This window comes from Alphaproteobacteria bacterium, assembly GCA_035625915.1.
Classification (GTDB): Bacteria; Pseudomonadota; Alphaproteobacteria; order JACZXZ01; family JACZXZ01; genus DATDHA01.
This window is the reverse complement of record DASPOR010000165.1, coordinates 17,688-35,344: the sequence shown is the minus strand read 5'-3', so window position 1 is coordinate 35,344 and position 17,657 is coordinate 17,688. Positions and strand designations below refer to the sequence as shown.

At 62.7% G+C, this 17,657-nt stretch carries 20 protein-coding genes; 8 read left to right on the top strand and 12 right to left on the bottom strand.

Annotated features, from left to right (window positions below):
* Nucleotides 1–832, top strand: an 832-nt coding sequence (locus VEJ16_12820) for a glycosyltransferase (GenBank protein HYB10544.1), incomplete at its 5' end; no start/stop codon positions are given.
* A complete protein-coding gene (locus tag VEJ16_12815) occupies nucleotides 829–1,725 on the top strand; it encodes a glycosyltransferase family 2 protein (protein HYB10543.1) in 897 nt (298 codons plus the stop codon). The genes VEJ16_12820 and VEJ16_12815, both read left to right, overlap by 4 nt.
* On the opposite strand, the gene VEJ16_12810 is transcribed toward VEJ16_12815, so the two are convergent.
* Nucleotides 1,671–2,378, bottom strand: a complete 708-nt coding sequence (locus tag VEJ16_12810; GenBank protein HYB10542.1) for an HAD family hydrolase — start codon at nucleotides 2,376–2,378, stop codon at nucleotides 1,671–1,673. The genes VEJ16_12815 and VEJ16_12810 overlap by 55 nt on opposite strands.
* 51 nt (nucleotides 2,379–2,429) lie before the next feature.
* Nucleotides 2,430–3,425: a kinase gene (locus VEJ16_12805; GenBank protein ID HYB10541.1), complete on the bottom strand. Its 996-nt coding sequence runs from the start codon at nucleotides 3,423–3,425 to the stop codon at nucleotides 2,430–2,432.
* A 230-nt stretch (nucleotides 3,426–3,655) separates the two neighbouring features.
* Here VEJ16_12805 and VEJ16_12800 point away from each other — a divergent pair, with 230 nt between their 5' ends.
* From VEJ16_12800 to VEJ16_12785, 4 genes are all read left to right on the top strand, one after another.
* On the top strand, nucleotides 3,656–4,984 hold the full coding sequence (locus VEJ16_12800; protein HYB10540.1) for an FAD-binding oxidoreductase: 1,329 nt from the start codon (nucleotides 3,656–3,658) through the stop codon (nucleotides 4,982–4,984).
* 299 nt (nucleotides 4,985–5,283) lie between these two features.
* Nucleotides 5,284–5,724, top strand: coding sequence for a hypothetical protein (locus VEJ16_12795; protein ID HYB10539.1), 441 nt, complete (start codon nucleotides 5,284–5,286; stop codon nucleotides 5,722–5,724).
* A gap of 369 nt (nucleotides 5,725–6,093) precedes the next feature.
* Nucleotides 6,094–6,312 carry a hypothetical protein gene (locus tag VEJ16_12790; protein ID HYB10538.1) on the top strand — a complete coding sequence of 73 codons (219 nt, stop codon included), beginning with the start codon at nucleotides 6,094–6,096 and terminating at the stop codon, nucleotides 6,310–6,312.
* Between the two features lie 251 nt (nucleotides 6,313–6,563).
* Entirely contained in the window at nucleotides 6,564–6,713 is a 150-nt protein-coding gene (locus VEJ16_12785; GenBank protein ID HYB10537.1) for a Flp family type IVb pilin, read from the top strand.
* A 117-nt stretch (nucleotides 6,714–6,830) separates the two neighbouring features.
* Here VEJ16_12785 and VEJ16_12780 read toward each other — a convergent pair whose 3' ends face one another.
* The 9 genes from VEJ16_12780 to speD form a co-directional block, all read right to left on the bottom strand.
* A complete protein-coding gene (locus VEJ16_12780; protein HYB10536.1) occupies nucleotides 6,831–7,082 on the bottom strand; it encodes a hypothetical protein in 252 nt (83 codons plus the stop codon).
* A gap of 205 nt (nucleotides 7,083–7,287) precedes the next feature.
* Nucleotides 7,288–7,857, bottom strand: a complete 570-nt coding sequence (locus tag VEJ16_12775) for a hypothetical protein (GenBank protein ID HYB10535.1) — start codon at nucleotides 7,855–7,857, stop codon at nucleotides 7,288–7,290.
* A gap of 111 nt (nucleotides 7,858–7,968) precedes the next feature.
* Nucleotides 7,969–8,847 (bottom strand): ABC transporter permease, encoded by an 879-nt coding sequence (locus tag VEJ16_12770; GenBank protein HYB10534.1) that lies wholly within the window; start codon nucleotides 8,845–8,847, stop codon nucleotides 7,969–7,971.
* A gap of 5 nt (nucleotides 8,848–8,852) precedes the next feature.
* A complete protein-coding gene (locus tag VEJ16_12765; protein HYB10533.1) occupies nucleotides 8,853–9,794 on the bottom strand; it encodes an ABC transporter permease in 942 nt (313 codons plus the stop codon).
* A gap of 73 nt (nucleotides 9,795–9,867) precedes the next feature.
* On the bottom strand, nucleotides 9,868–11,376 hold the full coding sequence (locus VEJ16_12760) for an ABC transporter substrate-binding protein (protein ID HYB10532.1): 1,509 nt from the start codon (nucleotides 11,374–11,376) through the stop codon (nucleotides 9,868–9,870).
* A 96-nt stretch (nucleotides 11,377–11,472) separates the two neighbouring features.
* Nucleotides 11,473–12,570, bottom strand: a complete 1,098-nt coding sequence (locus VEJ16_12755) for an oligopeptide/dipeptide ABC transporter ATP-binding protein (GenBank protein HYB10531.1) — start codon at nucleotides 12,568–12,570, stop codon at nucleotides 11,473–11,475.
* A 17-nt stretch (nucleotides 12,571–12,587) separates the two neighbouring features.
* Nucleotides 12,588–13,616 (bottom strand): ABC transporter ATP-binding protein, encoded by a 1,029-nt coding sequence (locus VEJ16_12750; GenBank protein ID HYB10530.1) that lies wholly within the window; start codon nucleotides 13,614–13,616, stop codon nucleotides 12,588–12,590.
* A 14-nt stretch (nucleotides 13,617–13,630) separates the two neighbouring features.
* Entirely contained in the window at nucleotides 13,631–14,341 is a 711-nt protein-coding gene (locus tag VEJ16_12745; protein ID HYB10529.1) for a DUF1028 domain-containing protein, read from the bottom strand.
* A 183-nt stretch (nucleotides 14,342–14,524) separates the two neighbouring features.
* Nucleotides 14,525–14,986, bottom strand: a complete 462-nt coding sequence (speD, locus tag VEJ16_12740; protein ID HYB10528.1) for an adenosylmethionine decarboxylase — start codon at nucleotides 14,984–14,986, stop codon at nucleotides 14,525–14,527.
* Between the two features lie 508 nt (nucleotides 14,987–15,494).
* On the opposite strand from speD, the gene VEJ16_12735 reads away from it, so the two are divergent.
* Both VEJ16_12735 and VEJ16_12730 read left to right on the top strand, forming a co-directional pair.
* Nucleotides 15,495–16,238, top strand: a complete 744-nt coding sequence (locus VEJ16_12735) for an Asp/Glu racemase (GenBank protein ID HYB10527.1) — start codon at nucleotides 15,495–15,497, stop codon at nucleotides 16,236–16,238.
* Between the two features lie 140 nt (nucleotides 16,239–16,378).
* Complete coding sequence (locus VEJ16_12730) at nucleotides 16,379–17,293, top strand: AEC family transporter (protein HYB10526.1); 915 nt, start codon at nucleotides 16,379–16,381, stop codon at nucleotides 17,291–17,293.
* Between the two features lie 9 nt (nucleotides 17,294–17,302).
* On the opposite strand, the gene VEJ16_12725 is transcribed toward VEJ16_12730, so the two are convergent.
* Nucleotides 17,303–17,620: a hypothetical protein gene (locus VEJ16_12725; GenBank protein ID HYB10525.1), complete on the bottom strand. Its 318-nt coding sequence runs from the start codon at nucleotides 17,618–17,620 to the stop codon at nucleotides 17,303–17,305.
* Between the last annotated feature and the right edge of the window lie 37 nt (nucleotides 17,621–17,657).

The following is a 17,657-nucleotide window of genomic DNA, read 5'->3' as shown; positions in this document are numbered from 1 at the left end:
GCTCGACGCAGGGTCGACGGACGGAACGCTCGATATTCTCCGAAGCCATGCGAGCTTGCGCGTTATATGCGAACCCGACGCGGGCGCTCACGACGCCATGAACAAGGGCATCCGGCGCGCAAGCGGAGAGGTCGTCGGCTTTCTCAATACCGACGACATTTACCCCGCTGGAATTCTTTCCATCGTTGGCCAAGCCTTTGCGGACGACCCGTCGCTCGATGTCGTCGTCGGGCGGACGGTCGTATTCGAGGAGGGGGAGCGAGGCTCGCGCCGGGTCGTGGTCGCCCGCGACCACGCGCGGGAGAATGGTTTTTGGCTTCCCGAGCTGCTGTTCGGCGCGCCCGGTTTCAATGGGCGCTTCTTCCGTCGGCGTGTCTTCGAACGCATCGGCGAATTCAGAAACGATTATTATATTTCGGCCGACCGTCATTTCCTGACACGCATCGCGATCGCGGGACTCAAGGCAAGGCACATCGCGCGAACGTCCGTTCTCTACCGGCTTCACCACGGTTCCGCCACGATCAATGCCCAGGCACGCCAGATCGAATCGATCGCACGGGAGCATATTCGCATGGCCATCGAATTTCGCGGCACGACTCGCGACCAGGGCCAGTGCCGCATATTCGATGCCTGGCAGGCGCTTGAGGGCATCAAGCTGGTGCTCGCCGACATCCGGGCATCGCACCCCGCAAAGGCCCTTCTCGATCTCGTTGGGCTTTTCCGGCGCCAACCGCTCTGGATGCTGCGGATTCCGCGTTTTGCGTCGCTCAGAAATGCCGTTCGGCGTCTCGATCGCGGACCCGAGGCCGTGTCCGGCGAATCCCTGTCATGACCGGCGAGCCCCGTGTCAGCGTCGTGATGCCGGTCTATAACCGTGCAGCCCTCGTCGCAAATTCGCTCGAAAGCGTGCTGCGACAAGATTTCAAGAATTTTGAAATCGTCTTGGTCGACGACGGATCGACCGACGATCTCGGGAGGTCGCTCGCGCCCTATTCGGGCGGCCCTCTTCGCCTGATCCGACAGGAAGCGAACAAGGGTTCTGCCGCGGCGCGCAACCGCGGCATCCGCGAATCGGGCGGCGCCTATATCGCGTTTCTCGATAGCGACGACGAGTGGCTGCCCGGAAAATTGACTCGCCAGGTGGCAAGGCTGGACGCGAGCCCGCGCGATGTTGCGGTCTCGATCACCGGCTATATTCTCGAGCGCGACCGGCTCGGCCGGCAAGAAATCCGACCCCTCGCGTCTCAACGGGACTGGCACCGATATCTGCTCGGCGGCTGCACGGTCAGCATGGGATCGTGCGCGCTGATGCGGCGCGCCATTTTCGACGAGGTGGGATTCTTCGACGAAGCGATGCGCCGGCTCTACGATTGGGATTGGCTCCTGCGATACACGCGGTCTCATGCAATCGCGAATCTCGAAGAGCCTCTTGCGATCGTTCATACGGGTGCGGGCTGGCCGTCGGTCGAGGCGGTCGATCGTTCCACCCGGCAAATGCGCGAGCGCCATGAACGGGCGATCGCGGCTCGCTCGTCGCGCGAACGGCGTCTTTTCCTTTCATCCCTGGATTATGAGCGGGCGGTCGCACTCTACCATTCCCGCCGCGTCCCCCAAGCGCTTTGGCCCGCGTTGCGCGCGATCGTTCGTTATCCCGGCCGTGGGGATGCGTTCTATCGGCGTCTCTTGAGCCGGGTTGGGGATGTCGTCTTAGGACGTAGGGGCTGATTGCGCGCAAGGAGTGGGATGGACAGAAACGCATCCTCGATCGACCGACCGAGGCTAAGCCGGAATTCGGCTGTTTCCAAGGTCGTGACCACGTCACGGTGCTCGGCACCGTGTCCGGTCAGGACGTGAAGGGCGCCTGCGAGGCCCGCCGCCCTTGCCGCCTCGATATCCGACGATTTGTCGCCGATGAGCCAGGATTTGCCGAGATCGAGGTTCAATTCCCTGGCGGCCCGCAGCAACATTCCGGGATTCGGTTTTCGCGCCGGATGATTCGGATGGCGGTAAGGCGGTAAGCCGTCCGGATGATGCGGACAGGCATAGACCGCATCGATCCTCGCACCGGTGCCGCCAAGTGCGCCCAAAATAACCGCCTGCACCGCCGCGAATTCCCGCCAGCCGTAATATCCGCGCCCGATCCCCGCCTGGTTCGTTGCAAGGACGACCGGTATGCCGCGTGCGTTGGCGGCCTCGATCACTTCGGCCGCACCCCCGATGACGACCACGTCCTCGACGCGCGAGAGATAATCCACTTCTTCGACGACCACGCCGTCGCGATCGAGGAAGAGGGCAGGCCCACCTCGGCATGCGTCGTGAAGCACCTCACCCCACACGCCGTCCTTGTCGAGGTTTGTTGAGAGATCGCCGGCCGTCACTTGGCAGGATTCTCCATTAGGCCGCGCGCGCCTTGGCAGGGTGTGGCGCAGTCAAAGCCCATTCGGCTGGTAAAGCACGATCTTGCTGCCTTCGGAATCGAAGCCGAAGGTGACGTGGATGAGCCGGTTGAGCTTATCGCGCACGGCTGAGCGCTTGTGGGGCTCGACGAGAAAGACGATGAAACCGCCACCGCCGGCTCCGAGGAGCTTTCCCCCGACCGCCCCGGCCTCGAGCCCGGCGGCGTAGATTTCGTCGATCTTCGAATTGGAGACATTGTCCGCAAGTTCGCGTTTGAGGCGCCAGCCCTCGTCGAGAAGTTCGCCGAGCTCGCGGATCGGCGCTTTCTCGTCGCGCAGGATCTCAGAGGCACGATCGACCATTTGGCGCATGGCAAGCAGCTGGCCGGTGCGATTTCCGATATTGTTGAGCTGCTCTTGAGCGAAATCGGAGGCGAAGCGCGAAAAGCCCGTGAAAAACAGCATCATCGATTTGCATAGTTCATCGCGTCGCTCGGCCTTGAGAATAATCGGCGTCACGGAAAAACTTCCGTCGTGTTTGAAATCGATGCGATTGAGCCCTCCGAAGCTCGCCCAGATCTGATCCTGGCAGCCGACCGCTTCCTTGAGCACGTCTTGCTCGATGCGAATGGCCTCGCGGCTCAGCTCCTCCTTCGCCACCATGCGTCCACGCATGGCCTGGAGCGCGTTGATCAGGCCGACCGTGAATGCGCTCGAGGAGCCGAGGCCTGAGCGGGCCGGCAGATCGGCGTCATGATGGATTTCGAGCCCCTCGTCGACCGCAAGCTCGCTCAGCACGCCGCGCACCGCCGGGTGCTGCACTTCGGCGACCTCGCGAACGAGCTCGACCTTGGAATAGACGATACGGTGGCGGTGCTCGAAAAACGGCGGCAAATGCCGGACGCTGATGTAGCAGTACTTGTCGATCGTCGTGCCGAGCACGGCACCGCCGTGCTCGTGGAACCAAGCGGGGTAATCGGTCCCGCCGCCAAAGAGGGAGATGCGAAACGGCGTCCTGCTGACAATCATTGAAACGTCCCGATTCCTCGCCCCTCGGAACACCAAATCCCGACCGGCGCAGCGCTCATTCCTCGCGAAATTCTACGACGGGACGCACCTTAGTTCAGTGTGACGAGTAAGGGAATATGCATTTGGCGCCGGCGCCGTAATGCGCGCGAATTCGATTGACGGCTGTCGCTCCCATTTGGAAGATTGCGGCACTCGTTCAATCGCAGAATCTTCCTGAAAGGAGCGCGTGGATGTCCCCGCCTGTCGATGCGGTCAAGAGCGACGATAAGCTTCCGGCCACTGTCGACGCCGTCATCATCGGCGGCGGCATTATCGGCTGTGTCGCGGCGTATAATCTCGCGAAGAAGGGCCATACGGTCGCGGTGGTCGAGAAGGGCCGGGTCGGCGGCGAGCAATCGAGCCGCAACTGGGGTTGGTGCCGGCAGACGGGGCGCGATACGCGGGAAATCCCGCTTGTCAGGGAAGCCTTGACGTTCTGGGATGGACTCAACCAGCAGCTCGGGGCCGAGACCGGATTCCGCCGGAGCGGCCTTCTTTACGTGACGAAGGACGAAGCGCAGCTTGCCCGTTGGGAACGCTGGGTGGACCAGGCGCGTCAGTATCAGGTCCATACCCGGCTATTGAATACGGCCGAGGTGCAGGCCATGACGCCGGGCTGCGAGGAAAAATGGGTGGGCGGCCTGCACACGCCGAGCGACGGTCGGGCCGAGCCGTCGAAGGCAGCACCCGCGATCGCGGAGGCGGCCCGCAAGCTCGGTGTTACGTTCCATCAGAACTGTGCTGCCCGCGGCCTCGAGACCGAGGGTGGCGCCGTGTCGGCCGTCGTGACCGAAAAGGGCGCCATTCGCGCGCGCGCCGTGCTGTGCGCTGCCGGGGCGTGGTCGTCGCTTTTTTGTCGCCGGCACGGATTCGACCTGCCTCAGTTGAGCGTCCTCGCCTCGGTCATGCGGACCGGACCCGCACCCGAGATCGGCGACGCGCCGGTCAGCGCCCCGAACTTCGGCTTTCGCCGGCGGCTCGACGGCGGCTACACGGTCGGGCTGCGCGGGCACGCGATCTTCCATTTGACGCCCGACGCCTTTCGTTATCTGCAGGCCTTTTGGCCGGCTTACCGGCAAGAGCGCAACGGCATCAAGGTCAAGTTCGGACGCGCCTTTTTCGAGGGACTCCAGGTACCTCGGCATTGGGCGCTCGACCAGGTTTCGCCCTTCGAGCGCACCCGCGTGCTCGATCCCGTTCCCGATCACGGGGTTCTCGAAACCGCATTCACCAACTTCAAGGCGGCCTACCCGGCGATGCGCGACGCCAAGATCGTGGAAACCTGGGCCGGGATGATCGAGACCGTGCCCGACGCGATTCCTGTGATCTCGCCGATCGACGGTCTGCCGGGGCTCTATCTTGCAACCGGCTTCAGCGGACATGGCTTCGGCATCGCACCCGCAGCCGGCCGACTCGCCGCCGACCTCATCGCCGGCGATCCGCCGATCGTCGATCCGCAGCCCTTCCGGTATTCCCGCATGATAGACGGCACCAAGCTCCTTCCCCAAACGGGCCTCTGATCTGGGGCCTAATCCGAAATTCGCTCACGCGCGCACCACCAGATTGGGCGAGATTCGGTTTAGCCAAACTAGGCCCTACATTCACCGCTTGAACGCAGGCGGCGACGCGATCGGCCACCTCAGACGACCGCGCTACGCAAGCAGCGCCGTTGCGGTAAAGCAGTCACAACTCGCGGCTGCCGAATCCGCTCCAAATCTGCACGCAATCCGTGTCGCAACCGGCCGTCCGTTAACCACATTTTAACCAAGCCCTGATATCGATGAAGCCATACGAAGCCATCAACTCTAGGAGAATGAAAATGTGGCGATTTCTCGGTGGGTTGGCGTTTGGGGCGGGTCTCGGTGCGGTGGTTTCGGCTTTTATCGCAGCCCCTCAGTTGGCGTATTCCGACGCGAATGCAGATCCCGATGAGAGTGCCATCCAGATCCTTCATCAAGTGACGCGTCTCGATCGACTCGAGGACGATCAGCTCGCGCCAGTCCCCGTCGAAAAGCCCGTTGTAGCGGCCCAAGCGGCGGTGGCCACACCCGAAGCGCCCCCCCACAAGCACACGGCTTCGCTGCACAAGAAGCCCGCCAACCGCCCACTCAAGTCCTTGGTCGCCGATCAGCCCGTCGCAGGCGACCAGCAAGTGGCGAACTCAGCATATCTCGCGGGTAACCAAAGCACGGACGCCGGCAAGACCACCTTCGCCATTTATCCCGTATCGGGTTCCGGGCCCGACCGCGGGCCGCGTTGACACGATCGACCGTTCGCAGTCGGGAGCGGAACGCGACTGGCCGGGACCGCTCCCGGCAAATCAATCTCGCGTCGTCCGCCCGTAAGCAGGCAACGCGATAGCGGCCGGAAATCCGCAGCACTTACCCATCGCGCCGCGAACCCTCGAACATTCACGGCCAGAGACTCGGAACCTCGTTTGGCGAGGTTGTGAACGGCCTCACATCTTTGCGCGCCGATCCGTTCGATACTTGGCATAGCGATTTCGGCACCTCGTGTGGCGAATCCAAAATTCGCCACATTAAAGGGCGGGACCGTACCGGCCGATCGACCCCGCCCGGCAGCGGCCGGCGCTCGTTCGCTCAAAAGCCAACGAACGAAATGGCAGCCCATGATGAAAACCGCGACACACTCCCATACCCAACGCGTTCCGCCGGCTGCATCCGTGCCGCGCGACATGCCGGTCGCAAGCGAATTGCACGCACGGCACGGGTCGGTCCGGCGAAAAGCGATACCCGCGGTCCTGCTTCTCATCGGGCTCGCCGCTCTCTCGATCGCCGCCGGTATCGCGTATCCCGAGGAATTCGCCGCACTCATGGCCTCGCTGTAAATCGTCTTATAGCGAGGTGCGGTGGCGCACCCCTTATGTCGTCGCATTGTCGGTCGAAAAGCGTGCGTATGGCACGAATATTAGACATTTTCGAAAGTTTTAGAAAAATATCGAGACAATTTCAGGAAAATTGCCGATTCTTTATTTACTGAATATAAACTTTTATTGTAGCAATATTGGTGGACACAGGAATCGATTCGCGGAGCGTGCGGCGGGGCGCTTGCATCATGGAGCGTGGCATGGGTGGATTGATGAGCCGTCTTCTTCGCGACGAGTCCGGCGCCACGGTGATCGAATACGGCCTGATCGCGCTCCTGATCGCGACCGTGTTGTTTGCCGTATTGGGCACAATCGGCAATGCGCTGATCGCCGATTTCAATAACGTGAACGCGGCCTTCTAGGTAGCGTACTGCGCCTGAAACCCTCGACTCGCGAATGGCCTTGCGGCCAAATCAACACCCGAACTCGGTTGCAGGTAAGACAACCCGGTGTTGCAACACCGCGTTACGACACGGAACTCAGGCCTTGATCTTCCTGCCGTCCGGGCCGACCCACGTCCAACCCGGCTTGCCCGCGCCAAAGCGCTCGCTCACAAAGCTTTCAAGATCGCGCCGCGCCCTCTTCCTGAGACTGGCCTCCTTCGGCGTGATCTTGCGGCCGTTCAAGCCGAAATACGTCAACACCCTCTTCGATGAGGCCCGGAGAGTTCGCGTTGTCGTGTCAACCTCGATATTGCCTTGCGCGGCAAATCGTAAGATTTCCCTGGACATGACAAATCCTCAGCAAGCCAACTATCATAATTCTGGCACTAATTTTTTCTGTTTGCACGAGGCAATCGAAAAGATTTGTGACATTCGCATGGAGCGAGTGGCCTGAACTTACTCTGACGCATGCCGCACGCGAATTTCGAGGCTCCAGGTGCCAGGAAATTGTGCGGCGCCAGCGACATACAATCTTTTGTAGAACGACCGGAAGTTATTGCAACGGTTGAGCGCTCACGGCAGGCGGTCGGGCCGCCGGCTTTGTTGCGGGGACGGGCCGGCTGGACGAATTGTTGCTGTAACCTTGAGTTGTGTTGGACCCGGCCGCACTCGATGCGGTGGGCGATACGACCATTTCGACGTAGGCGCCGCCGAGCGTACGTGAACTGATTTGGACAATGGCTGTCCGCTCGGTTGCAGGCGAATCGAAGGTGAGGATACTCGTTTCCGACTGCACCACGGCCCCCTCGTTCCAGCCGAATTTCGGCATTTCGCTGCGGTAGAAATCGAACATATCGCGGCTCGACGTGCTGCTCGTGAAGACGATCCGCCCGATCCAACGCTCGCCGACGCCAAGGGCAAGGCTCTTGCCGGAGTCGAGCGTATAGCTCGACGGCAAGGCGACGCCGGCAAATTGACCCCCTTGCGCGGCCCCGGATACGGAAGTGCTGGGGGTACCTGCGCTATCCGAGCCATTTGCACAGCCGGCGAGCCAAAGAGAGGCACTCGCCGACGCAATCAGCAAGAACATACAGCCCGCTCGCCGCTCTCTTTTCTTCCACATGAAGCGCCTCAGCAATCCCACCTTATTGTAACACAATATCTAGTAGGCGTTACCAAAATGACTTACTACAGGATGGTTATCTTTTCGAGGATTCCGCCTGAGCCCGGCGCATCACTTGCGCCGAGGGTCGAGTGCGTCGCGCAGGCCGTCGCCGAGCAGATTGAACGCGAGCACCACGAGGAAGATTGCGACGCCGGGCCAGAGTGCCATCCACGGCGCGTTGTCGAGAAAATTCTTGGCGGTGTTGAGCATGCTGCCCCAACTGGGGGCCGGCGGCTGCTGGCCTAGTCCGAGAAAGGAGAGGCTCGCTTCCGCGATGATCGCCTGCGCGATCGCGAGGGTCGCCTGCACCATCAGAGGCGGCAATACGTTGGGCAGGATGTGACGCAGGAGAATGCGCCAATGGGGATTGCCGAGCGCCTTGGCCGCCTCGACATAGTCCTCGACCTTGACCGAGAGAGTCTGGGCACGAGTGAGGCGCATGAAAATCGGCATGACCGAGACGCCGATCGCGATCATCGCGTTGGTGAGGCTTGGTCCGAGGAATGCGGCAAAGGCGATCGCGAGAATGAGGAACGGGCAGGCCAGCATGGCGTCCGTGATGCGCATGAGGATGCCGTCAACCCATCGGCCGGCGTAACCGGAGACGAGCCCGATCGGCACGCCGAGCCCGACCGCGATCGCAACCGAGACGACACCTGCGAGTAGCGAAGCGCGGGCGCCGAATATCACGCGGCTCAATACGTCACGGCCGATTTCATCGGTGCCGAAGATATGCGCCAGCGTCGCCGCCTTGCGCACGGCGGAAAAGCTCGTCTTGAGGGGGTCGTAGGGCGAGACCCAGGGGGCGGCGATCGCGATCGCGACGAAGAACACGACCACCGCACCGCCGAACACGGCGCTCGGGTGTCGGAGCAGCCGCCGCATCGCCTGACCGAAGGGGCTCAGTTCCTGCAGCCCTCGGCTTTTCGCTTGCTGGACGGTCGTCATCGCCACTAGGCCCTGAGGCGCGGATTTACCAGGAAGTAGGCGAAGTCCGCACAAACGTTGAGGAAGATGTAAATGGTTGCGGTGACCAACACGACACCCTGCACGACCGCATAATCGCGATTGAACACGGCATCGACGATCAGCTTACCGAAGCCGGGAATGGTGAAGACCTGCTCCGTGAGCACGGCACCGGACAGAAGCTGGCCGAATTCGAGCGCACCCAGCGTGATCACGGGAATGAGCGCGTTGCGCAAGCTGTGGCGCAGCACCACAACGCGCTCCGGAAGACCCTTGGCGCGTGCCGTGCGAACGTAGTCGGCACTCAACACCTGGAGCATCGCACTTCGCGTGTGCCGCATGATCACGGCGGCGACGGCATTGCCGAGCACGAATGCAGGCATGACGATCGTACGCAGGTTTTCGGCGAGGTCCTCCGAGGGTGGGACGAATCCCGATGCGGGCAGCCAGCCGAGATCGACGGAGAGCAGGAGGATCAGCATGATCCCGAGCCAGAAATTCGGCGTCGAGATGCCCCAAAGTGCGAAGACATTGGCGCCGTAGTCCCACACTGTGCCCCTGCGGACGGCGGAGACGATGCCTGCGGGTATGCCGATCGAAAGAGCGATCAGAAACGCGACGGTGCCGAGCTCGAGCGTCACCGGCAGCTTTTCGAGCACGAGCTTGCCCACGGGCTCTTTGATCCGAATCGATTCGCCGAGATCGCCGCGAAAGACGTCCCTCACCCACAGGCCGTAGCGCACGGGGAGCGGCTCGTCCAAGTGATACTTGGCGTGAAAATAGGCGATCACCGCCGGGTCCCGATCCTCGCCCGCAAGCGCTAATGCAGGATCGCCCGGAAGGAGTTGCTGGAGGCCGAAGACGATGATCGAAGCGAAGAAAAGCGTCGGGATCGCGATCAGCAGACGGCGGGCGAGGAAAGCGATCATCGGAATTGCCTGGCGGCGACGCCGAAGGCTTCGCTCGGGCTGGCCCCTGTCGGCGGAACCCCCACTGCCAGTCCTATTTCAAGTTCACTCCGGCAAGGCGAATGAGACCGTCGGGGTAGGGGGTGTAACCGTCGACATTCTTGGTCAAGCCCCAAATCCATTTGCGATGGTAAAGGAAAATCCACGGCCGCTCGTTCAGCACGATCGCGGCGACCTTTTCATAGACCTTGGCGCGGGCGGCCGGATCGCTCGACGCACGGGATTCGTCCAGAACCTTGTCGAGTTCGGGGTTGCAATAGTGCCCGTCGTTGAGCGGAGCCTTGCAGGCGACGAAATTGTAGATATTGCCGTCGGGATCGCTCCGCCCGCTCCAGCCGATCAGGTAGGCCTCGAAATCGCCTTTTTCGGCGCGATCGAGCGAAGTCGCGAATTCGACCGACTGGATCTTGAGGTCGATGCCCGCTTCCTTGACCATGGCCTGGATGACCTGGGCGACCGCTTGAGGTTCCTGGGTCGTCGGCGTCATCATCGTGACCTCGAGATTGGGATGCCCCGCCGCCTTCAATAGCGCCTTGGCTTTCTCGACGTCGCGTTTGGGAACTGGAAAATCCTTGGCATAATAAGGATTCCCGGGTGCGACCCACTGGTTTCCCGGCGTGAACTCGCCGTTGAAGACGACTTGGTTGAGCGCATCTCGATCGATTGCAAGCTCGAATGCCTCGCGCAGGCGCGGGTCCTGCCCGATCGGGCTCTGCGCCATGGGTCCGTTGTTGGTGTTGAACTCGATGCTCTGGTAGCCGAGTTCGGTGATGCTTGCGATTTGAAGCTTCGAGTCCTTGCGCACGGTCGGCACGTCCGTCGGCGGCAGGCGCTCGATCATGTCGAGGCTGCCGGATTCGAGGTTGGCTAATCGAGCCGGGTTATCGATGATCGTACGAAATTCGACCTGGTCGACGTGGAAGGCATCCTTGTTCCAATAATTGTCGAACTTGGCCAGGGTGATGTGGTCTTGCGCCACGCGCTCGACGAATTTGTAGGGGCCGGCGCACACGGGGGCGGCGCCGAAATTCCCGGCTTCCGCCTGGGCGGCCTTGGGCGAAACCATCATGCCGGCGCGGTCGGTCAGGGCCGCGAGCAGCGGTGCAAAGGGTTTCGAGAGGTTGAGGCGGATCGTATTGTCGTCGACGGCGTCGACACTTTGCACGGCGCTGATTTCAGCCTTGCGGTTCGAGCCCTGCATGTTGAGATGGCGCTCGAGACTGAATTTCGCCGCCTGGGCGTCGAATTGCTCGCCGTCATGGAACACGACACCCTGGCGCAATTTGATCGTGAGCGTCTTGTTGTCCGCCGACCATTCGTATCCGGTCGCAAGCTGCGGCACGATCTTGAGATCGGGCGTGATCTCGAACAGCTTGTCGCAGAGCGAGGCGAACACGATGCGCCCCACGAACGTGCGCGCCAAGGTCGGATCGAGGATGTCCGGATCCTCGGCGAGCCCGATGCGCAGCGTCTTGGCATCGGCGGTGCCGAAGAGCGCCGCCGTAAGGCCAAGGGTCACGACGAATTTAACGATCCCGCGCATTGCATGCCTCCCTGTGTTCTCGTTGGACTCCGCTGCCTCCCGGGTTGATCTAGGCGGCCTCGCCGTCGCATCGCGAGGAACTTCCGATGCCGCCGATCATACGCTGCTTCCCTCGATTTTGCCTTGGGTGAAATAGGCTTGAAGCCGCTCGAGCCGTGCGTTCCGCACTTGGTCGCCGTCATGAGCGGCAAGCCCGGGTGGTGTTGGAATTTCGCGCCAAAAATGGCAGGCGGTGAAATGCCCGCTGCCGTCATCGCTGAATGCCGGCGCGTCGGTGCGACAGCGTTCCTGTGCGTGAGGGCAACGCGTATGGAACCGGCAGCCGGGTGGAACCGCATGGGCGCTCGGTACGTCGCCCTCGAGCATCATGCGCTGACGGACATGTCGCGGCTCGGGCAGCGGGATCGCCGACAAAAGCGCCTGGGTATATGGATGGTGCGGTGCTGCGAAAAGCGAATTCTTATGGGCCAGCTCGACGATCTTGCCGAGATACATGACCGCGACCCGGTCCGCGATGTGCTTCACGAGTGCCAGGTCGTGCGAGATGAAGATGTAGCTCAGGGCGAACCGGGACTGGAGATCCTTGAGGAGGTTGACGACTTGCGCCCGAACGGAAACGTCGAGGGCCGAGACGGGCTCGTCGCAGACAAGAAGTTTGGGCTCGACCGCGAGTGCTCGGGCGATGCCGATCCGCTGACGCTGGCCGCCCGAGAACTCATGGGGGTAGCGCCGGGCATGATGGGGTGCCAAGCCCACGACGCGAAGAAGTTCCGCAACACGTTCCTCCCGCTCGGCCCCCGCGGCCAAGCCGTGGACCGCTAGCGGCTCGGCCAGCATCTGGCCGACGGTCATGCGCGGGTTGAGCGATGCGTAGGGGTCCTGGAAGACGATTTGCATGTTGCGGCGGAGTGCGCGCATTTCCGCACTCGTCAGCCCCAGGACGTTAAGGCCGTCGAAGCGAATGGCGCCGGCATCCGGTTCGATGAGCCGTAGGACGAGACGGCCCGTCGTCGACTTGCCGCACCCGCTTTCGCCGACGAGCGCCAGGGTCTCCCCCGGCATGACACTGAAATCGACCGCGTCGACCGCCCTGATCGCACCGCGTGCGCGGCCGAGAATGTCCCGGCGTGCCGCGAAATGCTTCACGAGGCCGTCGACCTGCAAAAGCGGTGCGGCACCGCCGGCGTGCTCCATACGCGGAACGGATGCCGTCACCGGACACCCTCCGCAAGGGGCGCCTTGAGGCAGGCGGCAAGGTGGCCGGGTGCGGCTTCGGCAAGGGCGGGGGATGCCTTGCGGCATTCCCCATCGGCGAATGGACAGCGCGGATTGAAGCTGCAGCCTTCGGGCATCGCCAGCGGATTGGGCACCGCACCCTCGATCGTGGCGAGCCGTGCCTGGTCGTCGTGCAGATTCGGAAGAGCGCCGAGAAGCCCGATCGTATAGGGATGCTGGGGGTCCTCGAAAAGTGTTGCGACCGGCGCTTGCTCGACGACTTTCCCCGCGTACATCACGATCACCTCGTCCGCGATTTCGGCGATCACGCCGAGATCGTGGGTAATCATGACGATCGCCGTGCCGAACGCCTCGCGAAGCTCGCGCATGAGGTCGAGGATCTGGGCCTGGATCGTGACATCGAGTGCGGTTGTCGGTTCGTCCGCGATCAGAAGTTTGGGGTCGCAGGCGAGCGCCATGGCAATCATCACCCGCTGACGCATGCCGCCCGAAAGCTTGTGCGGATAGTCGTCGAATCGCCGCTCGGCAGCCGGAATGCGCACGCGTCGGAGCATCTCGATCGCGCGCTCGCGCGCCTCACGGGCTGGAACGCGCTTGTGGCGCCGGATCGCCTCGGCGATCTGCTCGCCCACGGTAAAGGCCGGGTTGAGCGACGTCATCGGTTCCTGGAAGACCATGGAAATGTCGTTTCCGCGCAGTTCGCTGAGCCGGTCCTGCGGAAGCTTCAGCAAGTCCCGGCCTTCGAACAACACTTCGCCACCGGCGATCCGCCCGGGCGGACACGGGACGAGGCCCATGATCGTGAGCGACGTGACGCTCTTCCCGCACCCGGACTCCCCGACGATGCCGAGGGTTCGGCCGGCGGCAACCGAGAAGGAGACGCCGTCGACGGCGCGATGCTCACCCTCGTCGGTGCGGAAGTAGGTCTTGAGGTCGCGCACGTCGAGAAGCGCAGGCGTGCCGCTTCCGCCCTTGTCCCGCCGCTCGAGGGGGGCTAGCGCCATCGCGGATCGGCCCCTCACCCCTTCACGGCCGCGATCCGGGCAAGCTCGGCGTCGATCACGGCGCGGTCGTAGATCCCCGCGGGATTTGCAGCACTCGGGAGGAACTTCATGAAGGGCTGGAAGATTTGCTTGCTCACCTCATAAAGGCGGCGAAGCTCGATGAGCGGGTCGGGATGGTCGTCAACCCTCAGGTCGAGGGCAGGATAGGTTTCGCTCGTGTGGATGCGCAAAGCCGCGGACTGCTTGCCGCGTTTGTCCCCCCCCGCAACCTGGCCCGCGCCGAGTGCCACCATCAGCCGTTCGGCGAAGGGAAGCGCCTTGCCGGACTCGTAGGCCTTTGCGGTTTCCTCGATGACGGCGGCACCCGTAAGCATGTTGCCGGCAACGGCGTAACCCTCACCCTTGAGATGCCCGCACCAGCCGATGCAATTCTTGCCCGTGTGCTGGCCGATCCGGCCACGCCGGTCGATCATGTGGAGCTGCCGCGCCTCGCGGCCGTCGTCCGGTGCCACGAGCTGCCGAATCGCCTCGGTCGGATCGACCTCGTCCGAGAGCAGGGCCAATGCCCTTGGCCCATAGAGCGGATTGATAAGGGCTTGGGTCGCGACCGCGCCGACGTGGCTTTGCACATGGGGACACAAAGCGCCGACTGCAAAGAATCGCGTGGTAACCGCGACGGCGAATGCGCCGGTCTTCGCGTCATGAGCGACAATCGACCAAGTCATCGGCCCCGGACCTTTGCAACGCGCGCATCGAATGCAGGCGCTGGCATATCGGACTTGCGAGCATAACCTGCACCAGTGCGAGAAGGCGTGCAAACGATATGTCAGGTGCAAAGCCCAGACGCGAAACGAGCCGGCCAACGGTGCTCGGCCGGCTCGCCGCGATCGGAATTCAAAAGCGGTCGTCTATTCAGCCGCGACCGCCTCGCCCTGAACTTCGCCGCGCAGAAATTCCTGCACCGAGAGCGATTCGGGCTTGAAGGCTCGCTCGAGGACCGGGATCGATTTGTGCGGATTGGCCCGGCCGCACATGAAGATATCGAGGGCCGCGAAGCCGCGCTCGGGCCAGGTATGGATGCTGATGTGCGATTCCGCCAGCACCGCCACACCGGAGACGCCGCCGTTGGGCGTGAAATGGTGAAGGTGGATATGGAGGAGAGTCGCATCCGCCGCTTCGACCGCCTCGATCAGCGCGCGCTCGATATACGGCACATCGTCGAGATGGCCCGCGCCGGAAAGATCGACGATCAGATGGGTGCCGGCAAAAGTCTTGCCGTTGCGCGTGACGAAGTAGTCCTTCGGCGCATCGTCGTCAGCAATAAAAATCGCCGGGCTTGCACCGGCCGCGGTTCTGGACAAGTCGGGCATAACCGCTGGCGCCGATGCCTTCGCTGTGCGCTGCGCGAGCCCCAAGTCCATCCCCAATTTGAAGCGAGTCGTGGACATTTCACACTCCCCCAAACCAGAAGATGTCTCGGTTGGCACGAGAACCCGGTCGATATGAGGTATCCCGTCCTTGAATGCAATAAAAAATTCACGGCTGACACAATTTTTCTACCACCGCTCATCCGCCTTGCACTCGAGCGCTCTCCGGGCGGCGACGGATCGGTGAAACAGTCGAGGAAGCATTGGCCTCACAACACTTTTCGAGGCGGCCGTTATGCGGCATTATGGCGCATCTGATTAGCAGATGGTTAATTTCGGACCGCTGCTTGTGAGTGGTCGAGGTTGTGGCCCCGTCGAGCGACGGGTTGACGGCCGCAGGCACGGTCATGAGGGACGACGGTACTGGGCACATCGTTACAGGGCGAAGGAGCGCATCATGAGCCAGGCATTGAGGGCATCGGCGGAGAGTGACGGCCTTCTCGTCAACCGGATGCATCTCCCCTTCGAACTCGACGCAGGCATCGCCTCGCGCGCCGCGATCGGCCTCATCGTGCTTGCGACCGACCACACGATCGAGCACGAATGGCGCAAGATGCTCGCCCTCGACGGCGTTGCTTTTTACGAGAGCCGCATCTTGAGCGGCAATCGAGTGACGCCGGAAATGCTGGCCTCGATGGAGGTTGGCCTCAAGGACGCGACGGCACTTATCCGACCCGGCGAGCGGCTCGACGTCATCGCTTATGGCTGCACCTCGGGCGCCATGGTGATCGGAGAGGAGACGGTGTTCCGCCGCATCCGCGAAGCCCGGCCGGATGTTCCCTGCACGACGCCGATCACCGCCGCCCTCGTGGCCCTCAAGACCCTCGACGCTCGGCGCATCGCCCTGTTGACGCCCTACGCGGACGAAATCAATCGGATGATGCGCCGCTACATCGAGGCGCGCGGCGTCGCTGTCCCGGTCATGGGCTCGTTCAACAATGAATACGACAACGAAGTTGCCCGGATAACACCCGCTTCGGTCGAGGCGGCAGCGCTCGAGCTTGGCCGGAACCCGGCCGTGGATGCTGTTTTCGTCTCGTGCACGAGCGTGCGGCTGGCCGAGCATGTGGCGTCGATCGAGGCGAAACTCGGCAAACCGGTGACCTCCAGCAACCACGCCATGGCCTGGCATAGCCTGCGCCTCGCCGGTTACAAGGATCCGGTTCCCGGCTTCGGGCGGCTCCTGGAAATCTAAGGTCGACGTTGCGTCTCCCCATTATCCGCAAGCACCCGGCCGGGGATCGATAGGGCCGGCCCCGCCGCGGCGATCCACCTTTCCTTTTCCAGCACGCCCTGGCGACCGAGTACGCCAGGGCGCCGGCGGAGTTCTCGTCCATGACCCTGCTTTTCGACGTGTTGACCGGGATCACGATCCCGATGGTGCTCCTGATCGCGGTCGGTTACCTCCTCAGACAGCGCGTCTCGGTCGACGTCGTGACGCTCAACCGAATCGTCGTCTATGCCGTCCTGCCCTCGTTTCTTGTCTACAACCTCGCGACAGCACCCGTACCGTTAGCAAGCGTCGGCGCGGCCGCCTGGTTCACCGTCGGCCAATTCTTCGTCCTTCTCGCCGTCGGATGGCTTGCCGCGACGGCCGCAGGCCTTTCCGAAAGTGCGCGCACCGTCGTGGCACTCGGCACGGCATTTCCGAATTCGGGCAACTATGGCATCCCGCTTGTCCAACTCGCCTTCGGTGTCGCGGTGGTACCCCAGCAGGCAGTGATGGTCAGCCTTCACACCACACTTCTCCTGATCGTGGGCGTTCCCCTACTCGGGCGCGGCGAGGTCGGGATCGGACGACTTGCGAGGGAAGTGTTTCGCACCCCACTCGTGCCGGCGGTGATCCTGGGCCTCGCAATCAAGATGAGCGGTCTGGCGTTGCCCGAGCCGATCGGCCTTCCGCTCAGGATTTGCGGCAGCGCCCTCACGCCAATGGCGTTGATTGCGCTTGGCGCGCAGCTCTGCGCGGCGCGGCCGCTAAGTTCCACGCGCGGCCTTGGGCTCGGGCTCGTCCTGCGCCTGGGGGCCGCCCCTCTCCTTACCTTCGTCGCGGCTTATTTCCTGAATTTGCCGAGGGAGCTCATCGAACTCCTCGTGGTTGGCGCTTGCACGCCCGTCGGCGTGCTGCTTTCGATCGTCGCAGCAGAGTTCGGCGTCAAGGAAACCCTCTCCACCACACTTGTGATCGCCTCGACGGCCTTGAGCCCGCTCGCAGCTTCGGCGGCCCTGATCCTTTTGCGCGCTGGCTAGTCTGTGCTGTCAATCGGAGCGCGATTGCAGCCGCTTGCGGTTGGCGACCAGGAGGAGGTCCGGCTCGGGGTCACTCAAGCAATCTGCGAGCTGCTGGCGCAGATCGACGAGTGAGGCCTCCAGTATGTCGGCGTCGTCGCCGAGCTGGTCGGCGAGCACGAGCACGCCGGAATAGGCATAAGCCTCGGGCGCGCACGCAGCCCCGCTTTCGAGGATCCGCGAAGGCGGTGTGCCGGGTGCCGCGCTCGTTGACGCCGAGGGCTGGGTATCGGCGCTAGCGCAGGCCCCAATTGCCAGACAAAAAATGCTCGCAAAAACCGTTTTCATGATTCTAGCCCCGCGCGAGTTTCGCCCACGGCGCATA

What these genes read in the sequence shown, in the direction of transcription:
- VEJ16_12815 (HYB10543.1), top strand. Translation starts at nt 829, where the DNA reads ATGACCGGCGAGCCCCGTGTCAGCGTCGTGATGCCGGTCTATAACCGT.
- VEJ16_12805 (HYB10541.1), bottom strand. Translation starts at nt 3,425, where the DNA reads ATGATTGTCAGCAGGACGCCGTTTCGCATCTCCCTCTTTGGCGGCGGG.
- VEJ16_12800 (HYB10540.1), top strand. Translation starts at nt 3,656, where the DNA reads ATGTCCCCGCCTGTCGATGCGGTCAAGAGCGACGATAAGCTTCCGGCC.
- VEJ16_12795 (HYB10539.1), top strand. Translation starts at nt 5,284, where the DNA reads ATGTGGCGATTTCTCGGTGGGTTGGCGTTTGGGGCGGGTCTCGGTGCG.
- VEJ16_12790 (HYB10538.1), top strand. Translation starts at nt 6,094, where the DNA reads ATGATGAAAACCGCGACACACTCCCATACCCAACGCGTTCCGCCGGCT.
- VEJ16_12785 (HYB10537.1), top strand. Translation starts at nt 6,564, where the DNA reads ATGAGCCGTCTTCTTCGCGACGAGTCCGGCGCCACGGTGATCGAATAC.
- VEJ16_12780 (HYB10536.1), bottom strand. Translation starts at nt 7,082, where the DNA reads ATGTCCAGGGAAATCTTACGATTTGCCGCGCAAGGCAATATCGAGGTT.
- VEJ16_12775 (HYB10535.1), bottom strand. Translation starts at nt 7,857, where the DNA reads ATGTGGAAGAAAAGAGAGCGGCGAGCGGGCTGTATGTTCTTGCTGATT.
- VEJ16_12770 (HYB10534.1), bottom strand. Translation starts at nt 8,847, where the DNA reads ATGACGACCGTCCAGCAAGCGAAAAGCCGAGGGCTGCAGGAACTGAGC.
- VEJ16_12765 (HYB10533.1), bottom strand. Translation starts at nt 9,794, where the DNA reads ATGATCGCTTTCCTCGCCCGCCGTCTGCTGATCGCGATCCCGACGCTT.
- VEJ16_12760 (HYB10532.1), bottom strand. Translation starts at nt 11,376, where the DNA reads ATGCGCGGGATCGTTAAATTCGTCGTGACCCTTGGCCTTACGGCGGCG.
- VEJ16_12755 (HYB10531.1), bottom strand. Translation starts at nt 12,570, where the DNA reads ATGGAGCACGCCGGCGGTGCCGCACCGCTTTTGCAGGTCGACGGCCTC.
- VEJ16_12750 (HYB10530.1), bottom strand. Translation starts at nt 13,616, where the DNA reads ATGGCGCTAGCCCCCCTCGAGCGGCGGGACAAGGGCGGAAGCGGCACG.
- VEJ16_12745 (HYB10529.1), bottom strand. Translation starts at nt 14,341, where the DNA reads ATGACTTGGTCGATTGTCGCTCATGACGCGAAGACCGGCGCATTCGCC.
- speD (HYB10528.1), bottom strand. Translation starts at nt 14,986, where the DNA reads ATGCCCGACTTGTCCAGAACCGCGGCCGGTGCAAGCCCGGCGATTTTT.
- VEJ16_12735 (HYB10527.1), top strand. Translation starts at nt 15,495, where the DNA reads ATGCATCTCCCCTTCGAACTCGACGCAGGCATCGCCTCGCGCGCCGCG.
- VEJ16_12730 (HYB10526.1), top strand. Translation starts at nt 16,379, where the DNA reads ATGACCCTGCTTTTCGACGTGTTGACCGGGATCACGATCCCGATGGTG.
- VEJ16_12725 (HYB10525.1), bottom strand. Translation starts at nt 17,620, where the DNA reads ATGAAAACGGTTTTTGCGAGCATTTTTTGTCTGGCAATTGGGGCCTGC.